This window comes from Kosakonia sp. YIM B13588 (assembly GCF_042788165.1).
In the GTDB taxonomy this organism is placed as follows: Bacteria; Pseudomonadota; Gammaproteobacteria; order Enterobacterales; family Enterobacteriaceae; genus Kosakonia; species Kosakonia sacchari.
Window position 1 is genome coordinate 100,270 of the sequence record NZ_JBHZPO010000005.1, and the last position, 18,281, is coordinate 118,550.

18 protein-coding genes are annotated in these 18,281 nt (G+C 55.4%); 10 read left to right on the forward strand and 8 right to left on the reverse strand.

Annotation, left to right across the window (positions count from 1 at the left end; all coding sequences use genetic code 11):
• Positions 1–79 precede the first annotated feature (79 nt).
• The 3 genes from eutC to eat are packed head-to-tail and all read right to left on the reverse strand — an operon-like array spanning position 80 to position 3,624.
• Positions 80–853, reverse strand: a complete 774-nt coding sequence (gene eutC / locus ACFX4U_RS11050) for an ethanolamine ammonia-lyase subunit EutC (protein WP_313506388.1) — start codon at positions 851–853, stop codon at positions 80–82.
• The gene (locus tag ACFX4U_RS11055; RefSeq protein ID WP_313506389.1) at positions 850–2,238 is read right to left on the reverse strand and encodes an ethanolamine ammonia-lyase subunit EutB; all 1,389 of its coding nucleotides are present in this window, start codon (positions 2,236–2,238) and stop codon (positions 850–852) included. The genes eutC and ACFX4U_RS11055 overlap by 4 nt, the downstream gene beginning before the upstream one ends.
• A gap of 9 nt (positions 2,239–2,247) precedes the next feature.
• Positions 2,248–3,624 carry an ethanolamine permease gene (eat, locus tag ACFX4U_RS11060; RefSeq protein ID WP_020456708.1) on the reverse strand — a complete coding sequence of 459 codons (1,377 nt, stop codon included), beginning with the start codon at positions 3,622–3,624 and terminating at the stop codon, positions 2,248–2,250.
• A 106-nt stretch (positions 3,625–3,730) separates the two neighbouring features.
• On the opposite strand from eat, the gene ACFX4U_RS11065 reads away from it, so the two are divergent.
• Complete coding sequence (locus ACFX4U_RS11065; RefSeq protein WP_305736977.1) at positions 3,731–3,940, forward strand: hypothetical protein; 210 nt, start codon at positions 3,731–3,733, stop codon at positions 3,938–3,940.
• A gap of 382 nt (positions 3,941–4,322) precedes the next feature.
• Here the strand turns inward: ACFX4U_RS11065 and ACFX4U_RS11070 are convergent, their stop codons facing one another.
• The 3 genes from ACFX4U_RS11070 to ampH form a co-directional block, all read right to left on the reverse strand.
• A complete protein-coding gene (locus tag ACFX4U_RS11070) occupies positions 4,323–6,047 on the reverse strand; it encodes a GNAT family N-acyltransferase (protein WP_313506390.1) in 1,725 nt (574 codons plus the stop codon).
• Positions 6,048–6,188: 141 nt separating this feature from the next.
• Positions 6,189–7,160: a porphobilinogen synthase gene (gene hemB, locus ACFX4U_RS11075; RefSeq protein ID WP_313506391.1), complete on the reverse strand. Its 972-nt coding sequence runs from the start codon at positions 7,158–7,160 to the stop codon at positions 6,189–6,191.
• Positions 7,161–7,280: 120 nt separating this feature from the next.
• Positions 7,281–8,438: a D-alanyl-D-alanine-carboxypeptidase/endopeptidase AmpH gene (ampH, locus tag ACFX4U_RS11080; protein WP_313506392.1), complete on the reverse strand. Its 1,158-nt coding sequence runs from the start codon at positions 8,436–8,438 to the stop codon at positions 7,281–7,283.
• Positions 8,439–8,630: 192 nt separating this feature from the next.
• Between ampH and ACFX4U_RS11085 the strand changes: the two genes are divergently transcribed.
• The 3 genes from ACFX4U_RS11085 to ACFX4U_RS11095 all read left to right on the forward strand — a co-directional run bounded on the left by ACFX4U_RS11085 (position 8,631) and on the right by ACFX4U_RS11095 (position 11,663).
• Positions 8,631–9,164, forward strand: a complete 534-nt coding sequence (locus ACFX4U_RS11085) for an isochorismatase family protein (protein WP_313506393.1) — start codon at positions 8,631–8,633, stop codon at positions 9,162–9,164.
• A gap of 137 nt (positions 9,165–9,301) precedes the next feature.
• Positions 9,302–10,522 carry a peptide antibiotic transporter SbmA gene (gene sbmA / locus ACFX4U_RS11090; RefSeq protein ID WP_313506394.1) on the forward strand — a complete coding sequence of 407 codons (1,221 nt, stop codon included), beginning with the start codon at positions 9,302–9,304 and terminating at the stop codon, positions 10,520–10,522.
• A 13-nt stretch (positions 10,523–10,535) separates the two neighbouring features.
• Positions 10,536–11,663: a DUF1615 domain-containing protein gene (locus ACFX4U_RS11095; RefSeq protein ID WP_313506395.1), complete on the forward strand. Its 1,128-nt coding sequence runs from the start codon at positions 10,536–10,538 to the stop codon at positions 11,661–11,663.
• On the opposite strand, the gene ACFX4U_RS11100 is transcribed toward ACFX4U_RS11095, so the two are convergent.
• The gene (locus ACFX4U_RS11100) at positions 11,660–11,968 is read right to left on the reverse strand and encodes a DUF2755 family protein (protein ID WP_017458815.1); all 309 of its coding nucleotides are present in this window, start codon (positions 11,966–11,968) and stop codon (positions 11,660–11,662) included. The genes ACFX4U_RS11095 and ACFX4U_RS11100 overlap by 4 nt on opposite strands.
• A gap of 266 nt (positions 11,969–12,234) precedes the next feature.
• Here ACFX4U_RS11100 and ACFX4U_RS11105 point away from each other — a divergent pair, with 266 nt between their 5' ends.
• Positions 12,235–12,456 (forward strand): DUF2754 domain-containing protein, encoded by a 222-nt coding sequence (locus ACFX4U_RS11105; protein ID WP_017458816.1) that lies wholly within the window; start codon positions 12,235–12,237, stop codon positions 12,454–12,456.
• Here ACFX4U_RS11105 and ddlA read toward each other — a convergent pair whose 3' ends face one another.
• The gene (gene ddlA, locus ACFX4U_RS11110; protein ID WP_313506396.1) at positions 12,457–13,557 is read right to left on the reverse strand and encodes a D-alanine--D-alanine ligase; all 1,101 of its coding nucleotides are present in this window, start codon (positions 13,555–13,557) and stop codon (positions 12,457–12,459) included.
• 108 nt (positions 13,558–13,665) lie between these two features.
• Here ddlA and ACFX4U_RS11115 point away from each other — a divergent pair, with 108 nt between their 5' ends.
• The 5 genes from ACFX4U_RS11115 to psiF all read left to right on the forward strand — a co-directional run bounded on the left by ACFX4U_RS11115 (position 13,666) and on the right by psiF (position 18,160).
• Positions 13,666–14,349 (forward strand): extensin family protein, encoded by a 684-nt coding sequence (locus ACFX4U_RS11115; RefSeq protein WP_313506397.1) that lies wholly within the window; start codon positions 13,666–13,668, stop codon positions 14,347–14,349.
• A gap of 169 nt (positions 14,350–14,518) precedes the next feature.
• Positions 14,519–15,709 carry a multidrug efflux MFS transporter gene (locus tag ACFX4U_RS11120; protein ID WP_045509319.1) on the forward strand — a complete coding sequence of 397 codons (1,191 nt, stop codon included), beginning with the start codon at positions 14,519–14,521 and terminating at the stop codon, positions 15,707–15,709.
• A gap of 261 nt (positions 15,710–15,970) precedes the next feature.
• On the forward strand, positions 15,971–16,231 hold the full coding sequence (iraP, locus tag ACFX4U_RS11125; RefSeq protein WP_313506398.1) for an anti-adapter protein IraP: 261 nt from the start codon (positions 15,971–15,973) through the stop codon (positions 16,229–16,231).
• Positions 16,232–16,318: 87 nt separating this feature from the next.
• A complete protein-coding gene (phoA, locus tag ACFX4U_RS11130) occupies positions 16,319–17,749 on the forward strand; it encodes an alkaline phosphatase (RefSeq protein WP_313506399.1) in 1,431 nt (476 codons plus the stop codon).
• Positions 17,750–17,839: 90 nt separating this feature from the next.
• Positions 17,840–18,160, forward strand: a complete 321-nt coding sequence (gene psiF / locus ACFX4U_RS11135; RefSeq protein ID WP_020456720.1) for a phosphate starvation-inducible protein PsiF — start codon at positions 17,840–17,842, stop codon at positions 18,158–18,160.
• Positions 18,161–18,281 lie beyond the last annotated feature (121 nt).

Here is an 18,281-nt window from a genome sequence, read left to right on the forward strand (position 1 = left end):
GTTCGCCGTAAATAACGTAAAGAGTGTAGATGACGGGGGGAGAAAGAGCGCTTCGTCACGCCAGCGCTCTGTACTGAGATCAGCTCGTAATGCGGGGTGTCACGCGTCCATGCAGCGCCGGGTTGTCGCTTTCGTCTTTCAGCTGCACACCAGTGAGACGGCGCAGAAATGCCTGTTCCAGCAGCCAGGCGAGCTTAAACGCGGCGGCCTCATAATTGAGCCCTTCCGGGCGAATGTTAGAGATGCAGTTGCGCTCGGATTCAATGCGCTGGCGCGCGGGTTTCCAGGTGAGGTAGACGCCGAGGCTATCCGGCGAGGACAACCCCGGACGCTCGCCAATCAGTATCACCACCGCTTTACTGCCCAGCGTTTCGCCAATGTCATCGCCAAGCGCCACGCGCGACTGGTGCGCCAGCACGATGGGGCCGAGAGAACGTCCCAGCGTGTCCAGATAGGGCAGCAGGGCGGTGATAAGCCCGACGGACTGGCGATGCACGGCGTGGGAAGAGAGCCCGTCGCCAATCACCAGCAGCAGATCGTGCGCGGGCGGGCGATGAGTAGCAAGCGTTTCGCGGCTCTCATCACTGAGCTTGCGCCCCAGATCCGGGCGATTCAGGTAGATATGCCGGTCGGCAGCGGCACTGTGCGCCTCCAGCGTTTTTAAGCCAAGCGCATGGAGCTGCTGTGCCAGGCTTTCACTGTCAAAGGGCTGGTGGATGGCATCACGCGCCTGGGCGTGCGCGAGGCCAAAGTTAAGCACTTCCCGCGTTGGCAGGCTGGCGCCGCTGCGCCCCAGCGCAATGCGGGCATCGGTAAACTCACGCAGCAGTGTCCAGGCATCGGGTCCATTCATGCATGCGCTCCTTGTGGCATAACGGTCAGCAGCGGGTGGTTTGCACCGGTCAGGCGCAACTGGCCATGAGTGTCGATAATCTGCATCTTCGTTAGCCACTCGGCGAACTCCGGCGCATGTTTCAGCCCCAGCAGGCGGCGGGCGTAGAGCGCATCGTGAAACGAGGTGCTCTGGTAATTGAGCATGATGTCATCCGCGCCCGGTACGCTAATCAGGAAGGTCAGCCCGGCGGTACACAGCAGCGTCAGCAACGTGTCCATATCATCCTGATCCGCTTCGGCGTGGTTGGTGTAGCAGACGTCGCAGCCGATCGGCAGCCCCATCAGTTTGCCGCAGAAGTGATCCTCCAGCCCGGCGCGGATGATCTGCTTGCCGTCGTAGAGGTATTCCGGGCCGATAAAACCGACCACGGTGTTGACCAACAGCGGGTTAAAATGTCGTGCTACCGCGTAAGCGCGCGCTTCGCAGGTTTGCTGATCGACGCCGTGATGCGCATTGGCTGAAAGGCAACTGCCCTGACCGGTTTCAAAATACATTACGTTGTTGCCCAGCGTGCCACGCTTCAGGCTCAGCGCCGCTTCATGCGCCTCGTGCAACAGCGCCAGGTTGATGCCAAAACCGCTGTTAGCGGCTTCCGTCCCCGCCACCGACTGGAACACCAGATCAACCGGCGCACCGCGTTCAATCAACTGGATGGTATTGGTGACATGCGTCAGTACGCAGGACTGGGTAGGAATGGCAAAGCGCTCAATGATGTCTGCCATCATGTGGTTAAGCTTTTGTAGCACCGGCAGGCTGTCGCTGGCCGGGTTGATGCCGACCACCGCGTCGCCCGCACCATACAGCAGGCCATCGAGCATACTGGCGGCAATGCCTTTCAGATCGTCGGTCGGGTGATTGGGCTGCAAACGCACGCTAAGATGGCCGGGCAGGCCAATGGTGTTGCGAAACCGGGTGATCACGCTGCATTTGCTGGCGGCGAGGATCAAATCCTGGTTACGCATAAGTTTACTAACGGCGGCGGCCATTTCCGGGGTGATCGCCGGGGCAACATGGCTAAGTGTAGCGGTATCGGTGCTGTCGGCCAGCAGCCAGTCGCGGAATTCGCCCACTGTCAGGTGGGCAATCAGGGCAAACGCGCGGCTATCGTGGGTATCGATAATTAACCGCGTCACTTCATCGTCCTCATACGGGATAAGCGGCGAGGCGAGGATCTCGCGCAGCGGCACATCCGCAAGGGCGATTTTCGCCGCCATTCGCTCTTCCGCCGACTGCGCCGCCACTCCGGCCAGCACATCCCCGGATCGCGCCGGGGAGGCTTTCGCCATTAACGTTTTCAGGCTGTCGAACTGATAAGTACGGTGAGCCAGCGTGGTTTTATACATTCCGTCTCCTCAGGAGAGCGCCCGCAGTTGCGGGTCCATCTCGGCACGTTCACGCGCGTGCGCCGTTTTACGAAACCACATATAGCCGCCCAGCATCATCAGCGCGAAGATCAGTGCCAGCAGCGTGTTGTACCAGACCATCGCTACCAGGCAGAGTACCGCCATGCCCAGCGCAAACGCGGGTGCGTAAGGGAACAGTGGCGCTTTAAACGGGCGCTCAAGTTCCGGTTCGCTGCGGCGCAGCTTAAACAGCGCGGCCATTGAGGTGATATACATAACGATAGCCCCGAAAACGGACATCGTCACAATACAGGCGGTGAGCGGCATGCCGCTGATGGTGACCAGCGAGTCGGAGAAAATCGCCGCAATACCGACCACGCCACCGGCGAGGATCGCCAGGTGCGGAGTGCGGGTTTTGCGATTGAGGTTTGCCAGGCTTGCCGGCAGATAGCCCGCGCGCGCCAGCGAATAGATCTGGCGAGAGTAACCCATAATGATGCCGTGGAACGATGCCACCAGACCAAACAAACCGAGCCACACCAGCATATGCAGCCAGCCGCTGCTGTTGCCGACCACCACTTTCATCGCCTGCGGCAGCGGGTCGTTAATGTTCGACAGCGTGCGCCAGTCGCCGACGCCACCGGCAAAAATCATCACACCAACCGCCAACACGGTGAGGGTCAGAATACCGCCGCCGAGCGCACGCGGAATGGTGCGTTTCGGATCTTTGGCTTCCTCCGCTGCCATGGACGCGCCTTCAATGGCGAGGAAGAACCAGATGGCGAAGGGGATCGCGGCGAACATGCCCGGCAGCGCCAGGCTGCTGAAGCTCTCTGCACCAGCCCAGCCGTTGGCGGTGAAGTTGCCCCACGAGAAGCCCGGTGCCACCACGCCCATAAACACCAGCAGTTCGAAAATTGCCAGCAGGGTGACAATCAGCTCAAACGTGGCGGCAATGCCAACGCCGAGAATGTTCAGCGCCATAAAGATGAGGTACGCGCCGCAGGCCACCCATTTTGCATCCAGCGACGGGAACTGCACGTTCAGGTACGCGCCAATCGCCATTGCGATAGCCGGAGGCGCGAAAACGAACTCGATTAAGGTGGCAAAACCGGCAATAAATCCGCCCGTTGGCCCAAAAGCCCGGTACGCGTAAGCGAAAGGGCCTCCGGCATGAGGGATCGCGGTAGTCAGTTCGGTAAAACTAAAGATAAAGGCACAGTACATCGCGGCAATTAACAGCGCGACAATCAAAAAACCGAGCGTGCCGGCCTGTGACCAGCCATAGCTCCAGCCAAAATATTCCCCTGAAATTACCAGTCCGACGGCAATGCCCCACAGACGGAAGCTGCCCAGTGTTCTTTTTAGTGTTGTTTGTGTGCTCATGCTTTACTGCCTCGCCATTGAATACAGTTAGCAGTGAATGTGCAAAGGCGATGCCAGGAGATATATTCTTTGGTTAATTAAATAGTTAGATGATTGTGGTTTTGAAATGATGCAGGGTTTGCACCGTGGCAGATCGGATTCTGGTGCAGGTTGCCCTGCAATGGTGAAACTGGCGAAAATGCTGCTTAAGGTGAAATTAATTGCCGATGGGTTAATAAAAAAAGGCGATAGCCCGATTTCTGGAAATGTTATAGGGAATAACTGGAAATTTAAATCCGACTATTCTTACCCCTTTTTTTGTCATATCGGGCTTTAATTAGAGTAACGGTGTGTTATTTAAATGGCGTAATTCACAATAAGTTAACATGTTGATTTTACAGCGTGATTTATTTTGTTTTTTGTGAGGCGCAACACATATCATTATCGTAATAACCTGATGTTAAATCTAATCCGGAATAATGGGTTGACCTGAATTGTCTGGCACTTTAGTTTGACACAATAATTTTCAGCCAAACCCAGGATGATATTTAACAAAGGAGGATGTCATGGCCTGGCGACCCATTTTATATGTCATTTTTACCGACAACCCTCGTTTAAATAGCCGACGAGCACAGTTGCGGCTGGTGCATGGCTGACAGGATCCGTTAAAAAGCCGTCACGCATAACGCGACGGCTTTTGTATTTTGTGCCGGCATACTTTATGCCGTTTCTGTTTCCGGCTGGGGCAGATGTGCAGCAATATAACGCTCGTAGCGGTTCGCTTTCAGGTGCGTTAAATCCACCAGCACCAGGCCATCCACGCAGTTATTAAAATCCGGGTCGCAGCCGAAATCGATAAATTGCACGCCGCCAGGCTCACACAGTTCGGAATATTGTTTATATAGCGGCGGAATGCCGCAGCCCAGGTTTCCCAGCAGCGATTTCAGCCGCGTCAGATCTTCGGTGTAGTCATCGCCGGTAAATTGCGCCAGCACTTCCGGCATACTGGCTGGCCACGGGCGGCGCGATGACGCCAGCGGCCAGGTTGCCGGGAACCACAGGCGGTAGAACGCCACCAGCAGATCGCGCGCCGCAGGCGGCATGCCACCGGAAATAGAGACCGGGCCAAACAGGTAGCGATACTGCGGATAACGCGCCAGATAGGCACCAATGCCCGACCACAGATAATCCAGCCCGCGACGTCCCCAGTAGCGCGGCTGAATAAAGCTGCGCCCCAGTTCAATGCCGTGGCGCAGCACATCCGCCATGCGATCGTCGTAATGGAACAGGCTGTGGCTGTATAACCCTTCAACGCCGCGCGCCGCCATTTGCTGCGCGGTTGGCATAAAACGGTAAGCGCCGACAATTTCCAGATCCGCGTCATCCCACAAAATCAGATGCAGGTAATCGTCGTCATATTTATCCGTATCACGACGTTTACCGCTGCCTTCGCCCACCGCGCGGAAGGCGATTTCACGCAATCGCCCAAGCTCGCGTAGCAGCGGCGCATCTTCCTGCCCTTTACGCTGCCACAGATAGATGACCTTGCCATCAGCGGTGCGACCGAGGCATTCGGCGTTGTTAAGCTCCCGGCGCAGCGTAATGCGCTCTTCCGGACGTGCGATGGCACACTCGGTTTTGAAGGGGCCGGGCAATCCCTTGCCAAGACGCAGGACATGTTTGCGACACTTATCGGCCAGCTCGCGCGGCGCGAGCTGCGGCGTATGCCAGCTGTCCCAGGGAATACGTTCACCGATTTTGATCGGCAGCGCGCTGTCGCGCCGGCGAAACATCTGCTGCATCAGTAGTAAAAAGGGCAGGGTTTCAGAGACCATCGCGCTGGCGTAGAACAGGGCGCTGTTGCGCGCGTCAATCCACACCGGCAGCAACGGGGTGCGGAATTTGCTGGCCAGTTTAATAAACCCGGCGTGCCAGCCTTTGTCGCGAATGCCTTTGCGCGTCATGCGCGAGACTTCTCCGGCCGGGAAGAAGATCAACACGCCGCCGCCTTGCAGATGGTTTTCCATTTGCTGCAATGAGGATTTGCGCGTGCGACCGCCCATATTATCCACTGGAATAAACAGCGAACTGAGCGGCTCAAGGTGCGACAGCATGCGGTTGGTGACCACTTTCACATCTCGGCGTACGCGGGAAACGGCGTACATCAGCGCCAGCCCGTCGAGCGTGCCTGTCGGATGGTTAGAAATGATGACCAGCGGGCCATGTTCAGGGATTTGTTCGAGGCAGTGAGCGGGAATGGTGCAGCGGATTTGTAGATGTTCAAGTACTTGTTCCACCATATCCAGCCCTTTCAGGTGGGGGTGGTGTGCGGCGAACTGCTGAAACTCTTGCTCATAGAGCAGGCGTCTGAGCAGATTTTTTTGCCAGGGTGCTGGCCTGGCCTGTGGCCAGAGATCCTCAAGTACATTGTCGAGACTAAACATGGTGATTCCTCCTCCCGTCTTGCCGATGACAGTAAAGGGAGAAGATGACGCTTACATTTCATTACAATGAATAAATGACACTTTAAAGACGCGAGGAGAATCAGAAGCAAAGGCAAAAAAAGCGGGCCAGGCCCGCTTTGTTCAGAGGATGCCGCGTTCGGCGAGATCGAGGGCGAAATAGCTGAAAATTAAATCCGCGCCGGCGCGTTTAATCGCACCCAGGCTTTCCAGGACCACTTTGTCTTCATCAATCGCGCCTGCCTGAGCGGCAAACTTGATCATCGCGTATTCGCCGCTCACCTGATAAGCGCCCAGCGGCAGTTCGGTGCGCTCGCGAATATCACGCAGGATATCAAGATAAGCGCCTGCTGGTTTCACCATCAGGCAATCTGCGCCTTCAGCCTGATCGATAAGCGACTCGCGAATCGCTTCGCGGCGGTTCATCGGGTGCATCTGGTAGGTTTTACGATCGCCTTTCAGCGCCGTGCCCGCTGCTTCGCGGAACGGGCCGTAGAAGGACGAGGCGAACTTAGTCGAATAGGACATGATCGCGGTATCGGTAAAGCCCGCCGCATCCAGCGCACGGCGGATCGCCTGCACCTGGCCGTCCATCGCCGCTGATGGCGCAATGAAATCGGCGCCCGCCGCGGCGGCAATCACCGCTTGTTTACCGAGATTAATCAGGGTGGCGTCGTTATCCACGCCGTGATCGCACAGCACACCGCAGTGGCCGTGCGAGGTGTATTCACAAAAACAGGTGTCGGACATAACGATCATTTCCGGCACTGTCTCTTTGCAGATGCGCGACATCCGCGCCACCAGGCCGTTTTCCTGCCAGGTATCGCTGCCCGTGTCATCGGTGTGATGCGAAATGCCAAAGGTCATCACTGAGCGGATCCCGGCGTTGGCGATGCGTTCGATTTCGCGCGCCAGATACTTTTCCGGAATGCGCATCACGCCCGGCATAGCGGCGATGGCTTTGTAATCGTCGAGCTCTTCTTCAACAAAGATCGGCAACACCAGGTCGTTTTTGCTCAGTGTTGTCTCTTCAAACATGGCGCGCAGCGCAGGCGATTTGCGCAGACGGCGGGGACGAGTAATTAAATCGGTCATGGTATGCCTGATGTTTGTGGAACAGATGGCGGCATTGTAGCCGAAAAGGTGGCGGGCTGTTTTACCAAAATCGCTGTTAAAAGGGGAAGGCAGACGGCAAACCGCCTGCCTTTTGCCGCATCAGGAGGCCGGAACCACCAGCGGTTTATTGTTGCTCAGCTCGCTGACCAGGTCATTCGCGCCGTCGCTCATGCTGGTAAAGCGCGTCAGCGGTGAGCGGGTCATCACCACAAAGACGCCGACGTTATGCTGCGGCACCATCGCTATATAGGTGATGAAACCGCCGCCGCCGCCGGTTTTCTGGATGATGCCTGGGTGACCGTCTTTCGGTGCCATATAGACCCAGCCAAGACCCAGCGCGTCGGCTTTGCCGGGGACATCCATGCCGATCACTTTGGTGAGCTGATTACGCGGGTAGATCAGCGTTTGCATACGATCGGCCTGGCTGTTGCGGGTGTAGAAATCGGACGAGAGGAACTGCTGCATCCAGCGCATCATATCGCCTGGCGTGGAGTAAACGCCGCCGCTGCCAATCGCCGCCAGCGTGTTGTCGCATGGGCTGGTGCCTTTTTCCGCCACCATCAGTCGCTTGCACTGATCCGGCGACGGCGTAAAGGTGGTGTCTTTCATCCCCAGCGGACGGGTTATCTGCTCTTCAAACAGCTGCGGATAAGGTTTTCCGGCCGCCTGAGAAAGCGCATCGGCCAGCAGGTCAAAGGCCAGGTTGGAGTAAGACGCCTGCGCGCCCGGTGCGGTTTTTAACTTTGCGGTGGAAAGCCAGCTCCAGCGCTGCTCGCGCGTTGGCCAGACAAATACCGAACGGTGCGCCGCGCCGCCGGGCTGCTCACGCGGCAGCGCGCTGGTGTGGGTCGCGAGGTTCACCAGCTTGATTGGCGTGCCTTCGTAGGTCGGCACGCGTGCGCCAGGTGGCGCATATTTGCTTAATGGATCGTCGAGACGCACCCGGCCCTGATCGAGCAGTTTCACCAGCATTTCGCTGGTCATCAGCTTGGAGAGCGACGCAATACGGATAACCGAATCCAGCTGCGGGCGTACATTGTTGCCCGGACGGGTTTCACCAAAACTTCTGAACACGCGCTGGTTACCGTCGATGACCACCATTGCCATCCCGGTCGCACCGCTACCGTAATAGATGTGATTGGCGTAACGATCGACAATGTCAGAGGCAAATACCGGATCGGGAGATTGTTGCGCCGCACGGGCGCTGGTCATACTCAGCGCGCAGAGCAACGCGGAGAAAAGCAGACAACGTTTCAACGAAGGGGATCCATATAAGAATGGGAACGATAGAGGATATTTATACTACCCGGCGTTTCGATGCAAAGCACCAATAAGCGTGTTATTTCGCCCTAATACGTAACGATGGGTAAATATGAAATTTTTTCCCTATGACTTTGGCGTAAGGCGGCTGTGATAACCTCTTTCTTTCCCACACTCAGGAGTCAGGTAATGGCAAGTCAACGGGTAGTGATGGTGGTGGATATGCAAAACGGCGTGTTTGCCACAGAGCGTATTCAGCGTGAGCAATGCGTGGCGCGCATTAACCAACTCACCGCGGCAGCGGACACGGTAATTTTTATTCAACACGCCGAAGCGGGCGGGCTGGAAGAGGGGAGCGACGGGTTTGCTCTTTTGCCGGAGCTGACGCAGCCGGCGAACACGCTGTATGTCACCAAAACCGCCTGTGATGCGTTTTATCACACCACGCTCGAAAGTGTGTTGCGTGAGCATGACATCCGCGCTTTTGTGATGTGCGGGTGCGCCACCGATTACTGCGTGGATACCACGCTGAAAAACGGTGCCAGCCGTGGTTACGCCATTACCGTCGCGCAAGATGCGCACACCACGGCGAATCGCCCGGCGGCGCAGGCCACGGTGTTAATCGATCACTATAACGAGGTGTGGCGCACGTTAATGGTGCCTGGCAACCCGGTGTTAGTGAAACCCGTCGAAACAATTCTTCACGAATGGCAAACGAACTAAGGCGTTAACCTCAGGTCAGATTTAACCAGACGGCGCCGCGCTTCGCGGCGCTTTTTTTGTCGCGGCCCATTCAGGGGCTTACAGACAGTGATGCACAGCATTTGTCGTAAATAATAAGAAGTGAGCAGGAGAGCATTATGTTTAAGTCCTTCTTTCCAAAACCGGCGTTGTTCTTTTTGTCGGTGTTCATCTGGACCGCGATTACCGTGGTTTTCTGGCAGGCTGGTGGTGAAGCGTGGTTGATGCGCCTCACCGGCGCGTCTGCGGATGTGCCGATTAGCGCCGCGCGTTTCTGGAGCCCAGGCTATCTGCTGTTTTATGCCTACTATCTGCTTTGTGTCGGCGTTTTTGCGCTGTTCTGGTTTACCCTCTCGCCGCATCGCTGGCAGCGCTGGTCGATTCTCGGCACCGCGTTAATTATCTTCGTGACCTGGTTTTTGGTGGAAGTGAACGTCGCCATTAACGCGTGGTATCAACCGTTTTACGATCTTATCCAGACTGCACTCAGTGCGCCGAATAAAGTCAGCATAAGCCAGTTGTATAGCGAGATTGGCGTGTTTTTGTGGATCGCGCTGATTGCCGTAACGGTGGCGGTGCTCAATAACTTTTTCGTCAGCCACTATGTGTTCCGCTGGCGCACGGCGATGAACGAATACTATATGGCGCGCTGGGATCGTTTGCGCCATATCGAAGGTGCAGCGCAGCGCGTGCAGGAAGACACCATGCGTTTCGCCTCGACGCTTGAAGATATGGGCACCAGTTTTATTAACGCCATCATGACGTTGATAGCTTTTTTGCCAGTGCTGGTGGCGTTATCGCCGCATGTACAAGAGATACCGGTGGTCGGACATATCGCTTATGGTTTGGTGATTGCCGCCGTGGGCTGGGCGTTGCTCGGCACCGTGCTGCTGGCGTTTGTGGGCATCAAACTGCCGGGGCTGGCGTTTAAAAATCAGCGCGTGGAAGCGGCTTACCGTAAAGAGCTGGTCTACGGTGAAGATGATGCCGAGCGCGCCAGACCGCATACCGTTGCGGAGCTGTTCGCCGCCGTGCGCCGTAACTATTTCCGGCTCTATTTTCACTATATGTATTTCAATATCGCCCGTATCCTGTACATGCAGGTTGATGTGGTGGTTGGCCTGATTGTGCTGTTCCCGACGATTGCCGCCGGGGCTATCACTTTCGGTCTGATGCGCCAGATAACCAACGTATTCGAGCAGGTGCGCAGTTCGTTCCAGTATTTGATCTCTTCCTGGACAACGCTGGTGGAGCTGATGTCTATCTATAAACGTTTACGCAGTTTTGAGCGTGAACTGGATGGGCAGGAGATCCAGCCTGTGCCTCCTATTTTTGGTTAACACAAGGAACGTTATGGTTTACGTCCCCCGTTTTGGCTGGTTGCTGGCGACGTTGATTCTCGCCGGATGTAGTACGCAGGGTACGCTTTCGCAAAAAGAAGCCGACGCTGAAAAAGAAAAAGCGCTGGAACAACAGCAGAACAAGCCGATGGATGTCGCAAGCGTGGTGCGGCGAACCATCCCCGCCAGCGTGAAAGATCGCGAAGGCTGGGCGCAGGATCTGGCGACGACCTTTAGCAGCCAGAAGTTGTCGCCGACGCTGGAGAACATTTGCTCGGTACTGGCTGTGGCGCAGCAGGAATCCAATTACCAGTCTGATCCGGTGGTGCCGGGGCTGAATAAAATCGCCTGGAAAGAGATCGATAAGCGCGCTGAGCGGATGCACATCCCAACGATGCTGGTGCATACCGCGCTGAAAATCCCGTCGCCGAATGGTAAAAGCTACAGCGAACGGTTAGACAAAGTGCGTACGGAAAAAGAGCTTAGCGCTATTTTTGATGACTTCATTGGCATGGTGCCGATGGGGCAGAAACTGTTTGGTTCGCTTAACCCGGTGCGCACCGGCGGGCCGATGCAGATTAGCGTCGCCTTTGCCGAGCAGCATACGGACGGTTATCCGTGGAAAATGGAAGGCACCGTGCGCCAGGAGGTCTTTAGCCGCCGCGGTGGACTATGGTTTGGCACCTATCATCTGCTCAATTACCCGGCCAAGTACACCGCACCCATTTACCGTTTCGCCGATTTTAACGCCGGGCTGTACGCCAGCCGTAACGCGGCATTTCAGAATGCCATCAGCAAAGCGACCGGCGTGAAACTGGCGCTCGACGGCGATCTGATTTTGTACGGCAGCAGCGATGCCGGTACGACGGAATTAGCCGCGCGCAAACTGGGCGCTTCGCTTGGCATGAGCGATCGGGATATCCGTCGGCAGCTGGAACGTGGAGACAGCGACAGGCTGGAAGAGACCAAACTGTATCGCGAAGTTTATCGACTGGCCGAGAAGAAAAGCGGCAAAACACTGCCAAGAGAAGTACTGCCGGGGATCAAGCTGGAAAGCCCGAAGATCACGCGCAACCTGACAACAGCATGGTTTGCGAAGCGCGTCGACGATCGTCGGGCCGCCTGCATGGTGCAGAACTAGCGCGAATGGTGGTGCCGCCAGCGTAAGATAAGGAAGATGACACCGAGCAGGGCGCTTCCCGCGAGGAAAGGCACAAGACCGAAAATCGTGCCTACGCCCATTCCCATTTCTACGTGCGGGCGGGTGGTGTCCTGCACTTGCATCAGATGCTCGAACACGCCTGGTGCATGCACCAGCAGGTTCAGCAGCTGCGCACCCGCCCAGAAGCAGAGTAGTACGAATACGGCGTAAGCAATATTACCCGGTCTGGAGGTGTCACGTTGTTTTGCGCCCTTAAAGGGTTTTGACATAGTAAAGTCAGCCATAAGACCTCCGGTACTTTTTACTTTTTAACGCTCGATTTAGTTGGCGCGTGGCCTCAACTGACGGTAATTTTGGCAGTTGTACCGCTTTGTCAACATCAGAATGGTGATAATTTCGCCCCGGGAATGATTCCAGTTGGATGATTTTTGCCGGCGCTCACATTTCTGTAACGTTTTAATTACTTTGGTAACATTTAAGAATTTCCGCATACGCCACAGACGGTAAACGGCGGTTGTGCGATGATGCCGTTTTGACTGCCGGAGTTGTCATGAAGCTGCCTGTAAAAATCCGCCGTGACTGGCACTATTACGCGTTTGCGATTGGGTTGATATTTATTCTGAATGGCGTGGTCGGGCTGCTGGGGTTTGAAGCCAAAGGCTGGCAAACCTACGCGGTGGGGCTGGTGACCTGGGTGATTGGTTTCTGGCTGGCTGGTTTGATTATCCGCCGCCGTCCGGAAGACGAGGAGACGGCGGATAAACCGCAGTGATTAGCTGTTAACGGTAATTTTCAGCGCGCTGTTGACCTGATGGCGCGCAACGGCCAGCTCAATCAGGCGCGTGATTAACTCGCTATAACCAATGCCGCTCGCCTGCCACAGTTTCGGGTACATGCTGATATTGGTGAACCCTGGCAGCGTGTTGATCTCGTTGATGATCACGTCGTTTTCCGGCGTCAGGAACACATCTACGCGCGCCATGCCTTCACAACCCAGCGTCTGATAAGCCTGCACGGCAATGCCGCGGATTTTATCGTTGATTGCCGGATCAATGTTGGCGGGCACAACTACCTTGGCGCCGTTTTCATCGATGTATTTGGTGTCGTACGCGTAAAACTCGCTGTTAAGCACGATTTCGCCACAGGTACTGGCTTGCGGCTCGTCATTGCCCAACACCGCGCATTCGATCTCGCGGCCTTTGATGCCGGTTTCAACAACCACTTTTTTATCGAATTCAAACGCCAGGTTGACCGCAGCGTGGTACTGCGTTTCATTTGTTACTTTACTGACGCCCACGGAGGAACCCTGGTTGGCGGGTTTAACAAACAGCGGCAAACCGAGTTGGGCTTGCACATCGCTGAAGCTAATCTGCTCGCGATTGGCGCGGGTGAGCGTGATAAATGGGGCGATGGAAAGCCCGGCGTCGCGCAACAGGCGCTTGGTGACATCTTTATCCATGCAGGCCGCAGAGGCGAGTACGTCGGAGCCGACAAACGGCAAGTTCGCCAGACGCAGCATGCCCTGCAATGAACCATCCTCGCCCAGCGTGCCGTGAACAATCGGGAAGATCACATCGACATTCGGAAGCGGTGTGCTGTTTTCTGCCTGGATCAGTTGCTGCTGTTGGATCCCTGGCACCAGCGCCACGCTATTTTCCGAGGGGTTTAAGGCGATACGCGCCGGATCGCTGGCGTTTAGCAGGTAATTATTCACATCGCTGACATGCCACTGCCCCTGTTTATCGATCCCCAGCAGCACCACGTCAAAGCGTGATTTATCCATGGCGTCGACGATATTTTTCGCCGACTGTAACGACACTTCATGTTCCGCTGATTTGCCGCCAAAGACGACCCCTACCCGCAGTTTTGCCATTTCTCCGTTCACTCACACTGAATTCACAAAGCACATACCATAGCACGTCAAAACGCACGATTCGCGGCCTTCTGCCATAATGTTTTCTGGAAACCAGAAGGAGGTGACGTGAGCGGGAAAGGGCTGATTGTTTTGTGCATTCTTCTGGCAGTGATTTGGGTTGGCTACCGCGCGTTGCCGTCTTACTACAACCCGTTTGCACCATTACAGCTTAGTGACCCGCCCGGGCGCATCACGCAGTTCAAACTGCGCCGTTTGCCACCGCAAGCCTGTGCGGAATTATTGTCGCAGGCGAATCAGCAGCGGTTAATCTCCTCCATCGCGGTTGCCGACAGCGCCGGAGATTGCCCATTAACCCATGTCGTGCGGGTACGCGACTTTGGGGCGGTTAAACTGAGCAGCAGTTTTCTCGCCAGTTGCCCGCTGGCGCTCAGTTCCGCGCTGTTTGTTGAGCAACAAGCGCGGCCACTCACTGAGCGCTTTATGGGCAGCCAGCTTACGCGTATCGATCATCTTGGCAGCTATGCGTGTCGCAATATCTACAACCGCGCTGATGCCAGGCGTAGCGAGCACGCCAGTGCAGAAGCGCTGGATCTCAGTGGTTTTCGCCTGGCGAATGGTCAGTCGGTGACGGTGCTGAAAGGCTGGCGGCAGGCGCGAACACAGCCGTGGCTGCGGGCAATGTTAAGCGCCAGTTGCGGCTATTACGGTAACGGCCTTGGGCCGGAGTACAACGCGGCTCACGCCAACCATTTTCATCTTGGCATGCGCGGCTTTGGCCTCTGTCGCTAAGCATAATCCACTGTGAATAATGGGGTTTTTCTTCCCGGCGGCGGCGTGAAACGCAAGCTGACAGATAAAATACCGAAATTGTCATAACCGCATCTCTGGTGACCCATCGCTGGCGCATTCTTGTTAACCTGTGCGCTGTTTGTCGAAACCTCAATAATTACGCGTACTTATGGAATCCTGGAAGGTCAATCTTATTTCGGTCTGGTTCGGTTGCTTTTTCACCGGTCTGGCCATTAGCCAAATTCTGCCGTTCTTGCCGTTATATGTTGCGCAACTGGGCGTGACGTCCCATGAAGCGCTGTCGATGTGGTCAGGCTTAACGTTCAGTATCACCTTTCTGGTTTCGGCGATTGTTTCGCCCATGTGGGGCAGCCTGGCGGACAGGAAAGGGCGCAAACTGATGCTGTTGCGCGCCTCGTTAGGGATGGCGATCGCGATTCTGTTACAGGCGTTTGCCACCAATGTGTGGCAACTGTTGATTCTGCGCGGGGTGATGGGGCTGACGTCTGGTTATATTCCGAATGCGATGGCACTGGTGGCCTCGCAGGTGCCGCGCGAGCGCAGCGGCTGGGCGCTAAGTACGCTCTCCACGGCACAGATAAGCGGCGTAATTGGCGGGCCGCTGATGGGCGGTTTTCTTGCCGACCATGTGGGGCTGCGCATGGTGTTCCTCATTACGGCGATATTGCTGATCGTGAGTTTCCTCGTCACGCTGTTTTTAATTAAAGAGGGCGTCAGGCCGACCGTGAAAAAGGGCGATCGTCTGAGCGGCAAAGCGGTGTTCTCTACCTTGCCGTACCCGGCGCTGGTCATCAGTTTGTTTATCACCACCATGGTGATTCAGTTGTGCAACGGCTCTATTGGCCCGATTCTGGCGCTGTTTATTCAATCTTTGTCGCCGCACACCACGAATATTGCTTTTCTCAGCGGGCTTATCGCCGCTGTGCCCGGTGTCTCGGCGCTGATTTCCGCGCCGCGCCTCGGCAAACTGGGCGATCGCATTGGTACATCGCGTATTTTAATGGCGACGATGGCGGTGGCCGTGGTGCTATTTTTCGCCATGTCGTTTGTCACGTCGCCGCTCCAGCTTGGGATCTTGCGCTTTATGTTGGGCTTCGCGGATGGCGCGATGCTGCCCGCCGTGCAGACGCTGTTGCTGAAATACTCCAGCGATCAGGTCACCGGGCGTATTTTCGGTTACAACCAATCGTTTATGTATCTTGGAAATGTTGCCGGGCCGCTGATGGGAGCCACCGTATCCGCGATGGCGGGTTTCCGTTGGGTATTTGCCGCCACGGCTGTGGTGGTGTTTATTAATCTCTGGCAATTACTGCTGGCGTTTCGCCGGGTAAAACGCTAACGCAACAGGGCCGAAATAATATAAGTCTGCTTCGGCCTTACTATTGTTTTTTCTTATGCAAATAAGCCAGGAGCTTCTTTTTATTTATCGCTAAGCCACTCAAAAGATTTGCCATCGAAGCGGGAGAAACGTTTCGTTAACCCTTTTTTTTAAATGGCTATTAAGTGTTGTGAGAAAATCCGCAAAAATAATACATGTATCCACTTTGCAACATCAAAACTCAATGCTAACGTCTTCGAAATCTCGTAAGGAAATAGCGCTATGAAAAATCTCATTGCAGAGTTATTGGTCAAGCTGGCAGAAAAAGAAGAAGAGTCGAAAGAACTGATCGCTCAGGTTGAAGCGCTGGAAATCGTGGTGACCGCGCTGCTGCGCCAGATGGCGACGACGGAACAACAGGCGTTAATTCAGAGTATCGAAGGCGCGCTGGAAGAAGCCCGGCCGGGGACTCACGTTACCCATCAGGACGCGGAGTTGCTGCAACAGTACGTAAAAAAGCTTTTAAGGCACCCGCGCAGCTAAACCTCTGACGCGCTGCCTGCACTGTCATATCACTGTCATCTACGCTACCTATAGTCGCTCTGTTTTATTTTCTTTAAGTATTTGTACATGGAGAATATTAAAGTGAAACAGAGCGCATTATTTCTTGCATTATTACCTCTGATGTTTACCCCTGCTATTTATGCCGAAACGACGTCGGCACCGGTTCTTGATAATCGTGCTGCTCAGGGGGATATTTCCACGCCTGGCGGAGCCCGCCGTTTAACTGGCGACCAAACCGCTGCGTTGCGTGATTCCCTCATTGATAAGCCCGCCAAAAATATTATTTTGCTGATTGGCGATGGTATGGGTGATTCCGAAATTACCGCCGCGCGAAATTATGCCGAAGGGGCAGGCGGATTTTTCAAAGGTATTGATGCATTGCCGCTTACCGGCCAGTACACGCACTATTCGCTGGACAAAAAAACCGGCAAACCGGATTACGTCACCGACTCCGCCGCATCGGCCACGGCCTGGAGCACCGGTGTGAAAACCTATAACGGCGCGCTCGGCGTCGACATTCACGATAAAGATCACACCACCATTCTGGAGATGGCCAAAGCCGCCGGACTGGCAACGGGCAACGTTTCCACTGCGGAACTGCAAGATGCTACGCCCGCCGCGCTGGTTTCTCACGTTATCTCACGCCGCTGCTACGGTCCGACGGTGACCAGTGAGAAGTGTGCGCTCAACGCGCTGGAAAAAGGCGGTAAAGGGTCGATTACCGAACAACTGCTGAACGCCCGCGCGGATGTTACGTTGGGCGGCGGCGCGAAAACCTTTAGCGAAACCGCTACCGCTGGTGAGTGGAAAGGGAAAACGCTGCGCGAACAAGCGCAGGCGCGCGGCTACCAACTGGTCGGTGATGCCTCCACGCTTGCTGCGATCACCGAAGCGAACCAGGATAAACCGCTGCTGGGGCTGTTCTCCGACGGCAATATGCCGGTGCGCTGGGAAGGGCCAAAAGCCTCGCTGCACGGTAACCTTGATAAACCTGCCGTGACTTGTACGCCAAACGCGAAACGCACCGACAGCGTACCAACACTGGCTGCGATGACGGAAAAAGCCATTGATTTGCTGAGCAAAAACGAGAAGGGCTTCTTCCTGCAGGTAGAAGGCGCATCGATCGATAAACAGGATCATGCGGCGAACCCGTGCGGTCAGATCGGCGAAACGGTTGATCTCGACGAAGCTGTGCAGAAAGCGCTGGAATTTGCCAAAAAAGATGGCAATACGCTGGTGATCGTGACGGCGGATCACGCCCACGCCAGCCAGATCATTCCGACAGATACCAAAGCGCCAGGCTTAAGCCAGGCACTGAATACCAAAGACGGTGCGGTAATGGCCATCACTTACGGCAACTCGGAAGAGGAGTCGATGGAACATACCGGAACGCAGGTTCGCATCGCGGCTTACGGCCCGCATGCGGGCAATGTGGTGGGGCTGACGGATCAGACCGATCTGTTCTACACCATGAAAGCAGCGCTGAATCTGAAGTAACAGCCTCCCGGCGGTAAATCTTTGCTGCCGGGTGGTTTTTTCACCAATTAGTACCATCCTTAAAAGGCACATTAAGAGAAGGATGGTGCTATGAAAATAACATTACTGGTTACCCTCGTTTTCGGTCTGCTGTTTGTCACGGCGCTGAGCGCCGCCGAAAAAACGCTGACTCCGCAACAACAACGTATGACCCTCTGCAATCAACAGGCGACGGCGCAAACCCTGGCGGGAGATGCCCGTAAGAAATACATGAGTGACTGCCTGAAAAACACCAAAACTGAGCCCGGACAAAAAAGCCTGACGCCGCAGCAGCAGCGGATGCGTGAATGTAACGCCCAGGCGACGCAACAATCCCTGAAAGGCGAAGATCGCAGTAAATTTATGAGCGGTTGCCTGAAAAAACCGCAATAACGCAGCGGGTGAGCATTGCGTTTGCTCACCCTCTTTTCGGAATTTTCCCCGTCTTTTTGCCCGCCCGCTAATCTCTGCCAGGCTTACTTTGTAAGCTTCGTTTTATTTTTCCTTTTCCTCG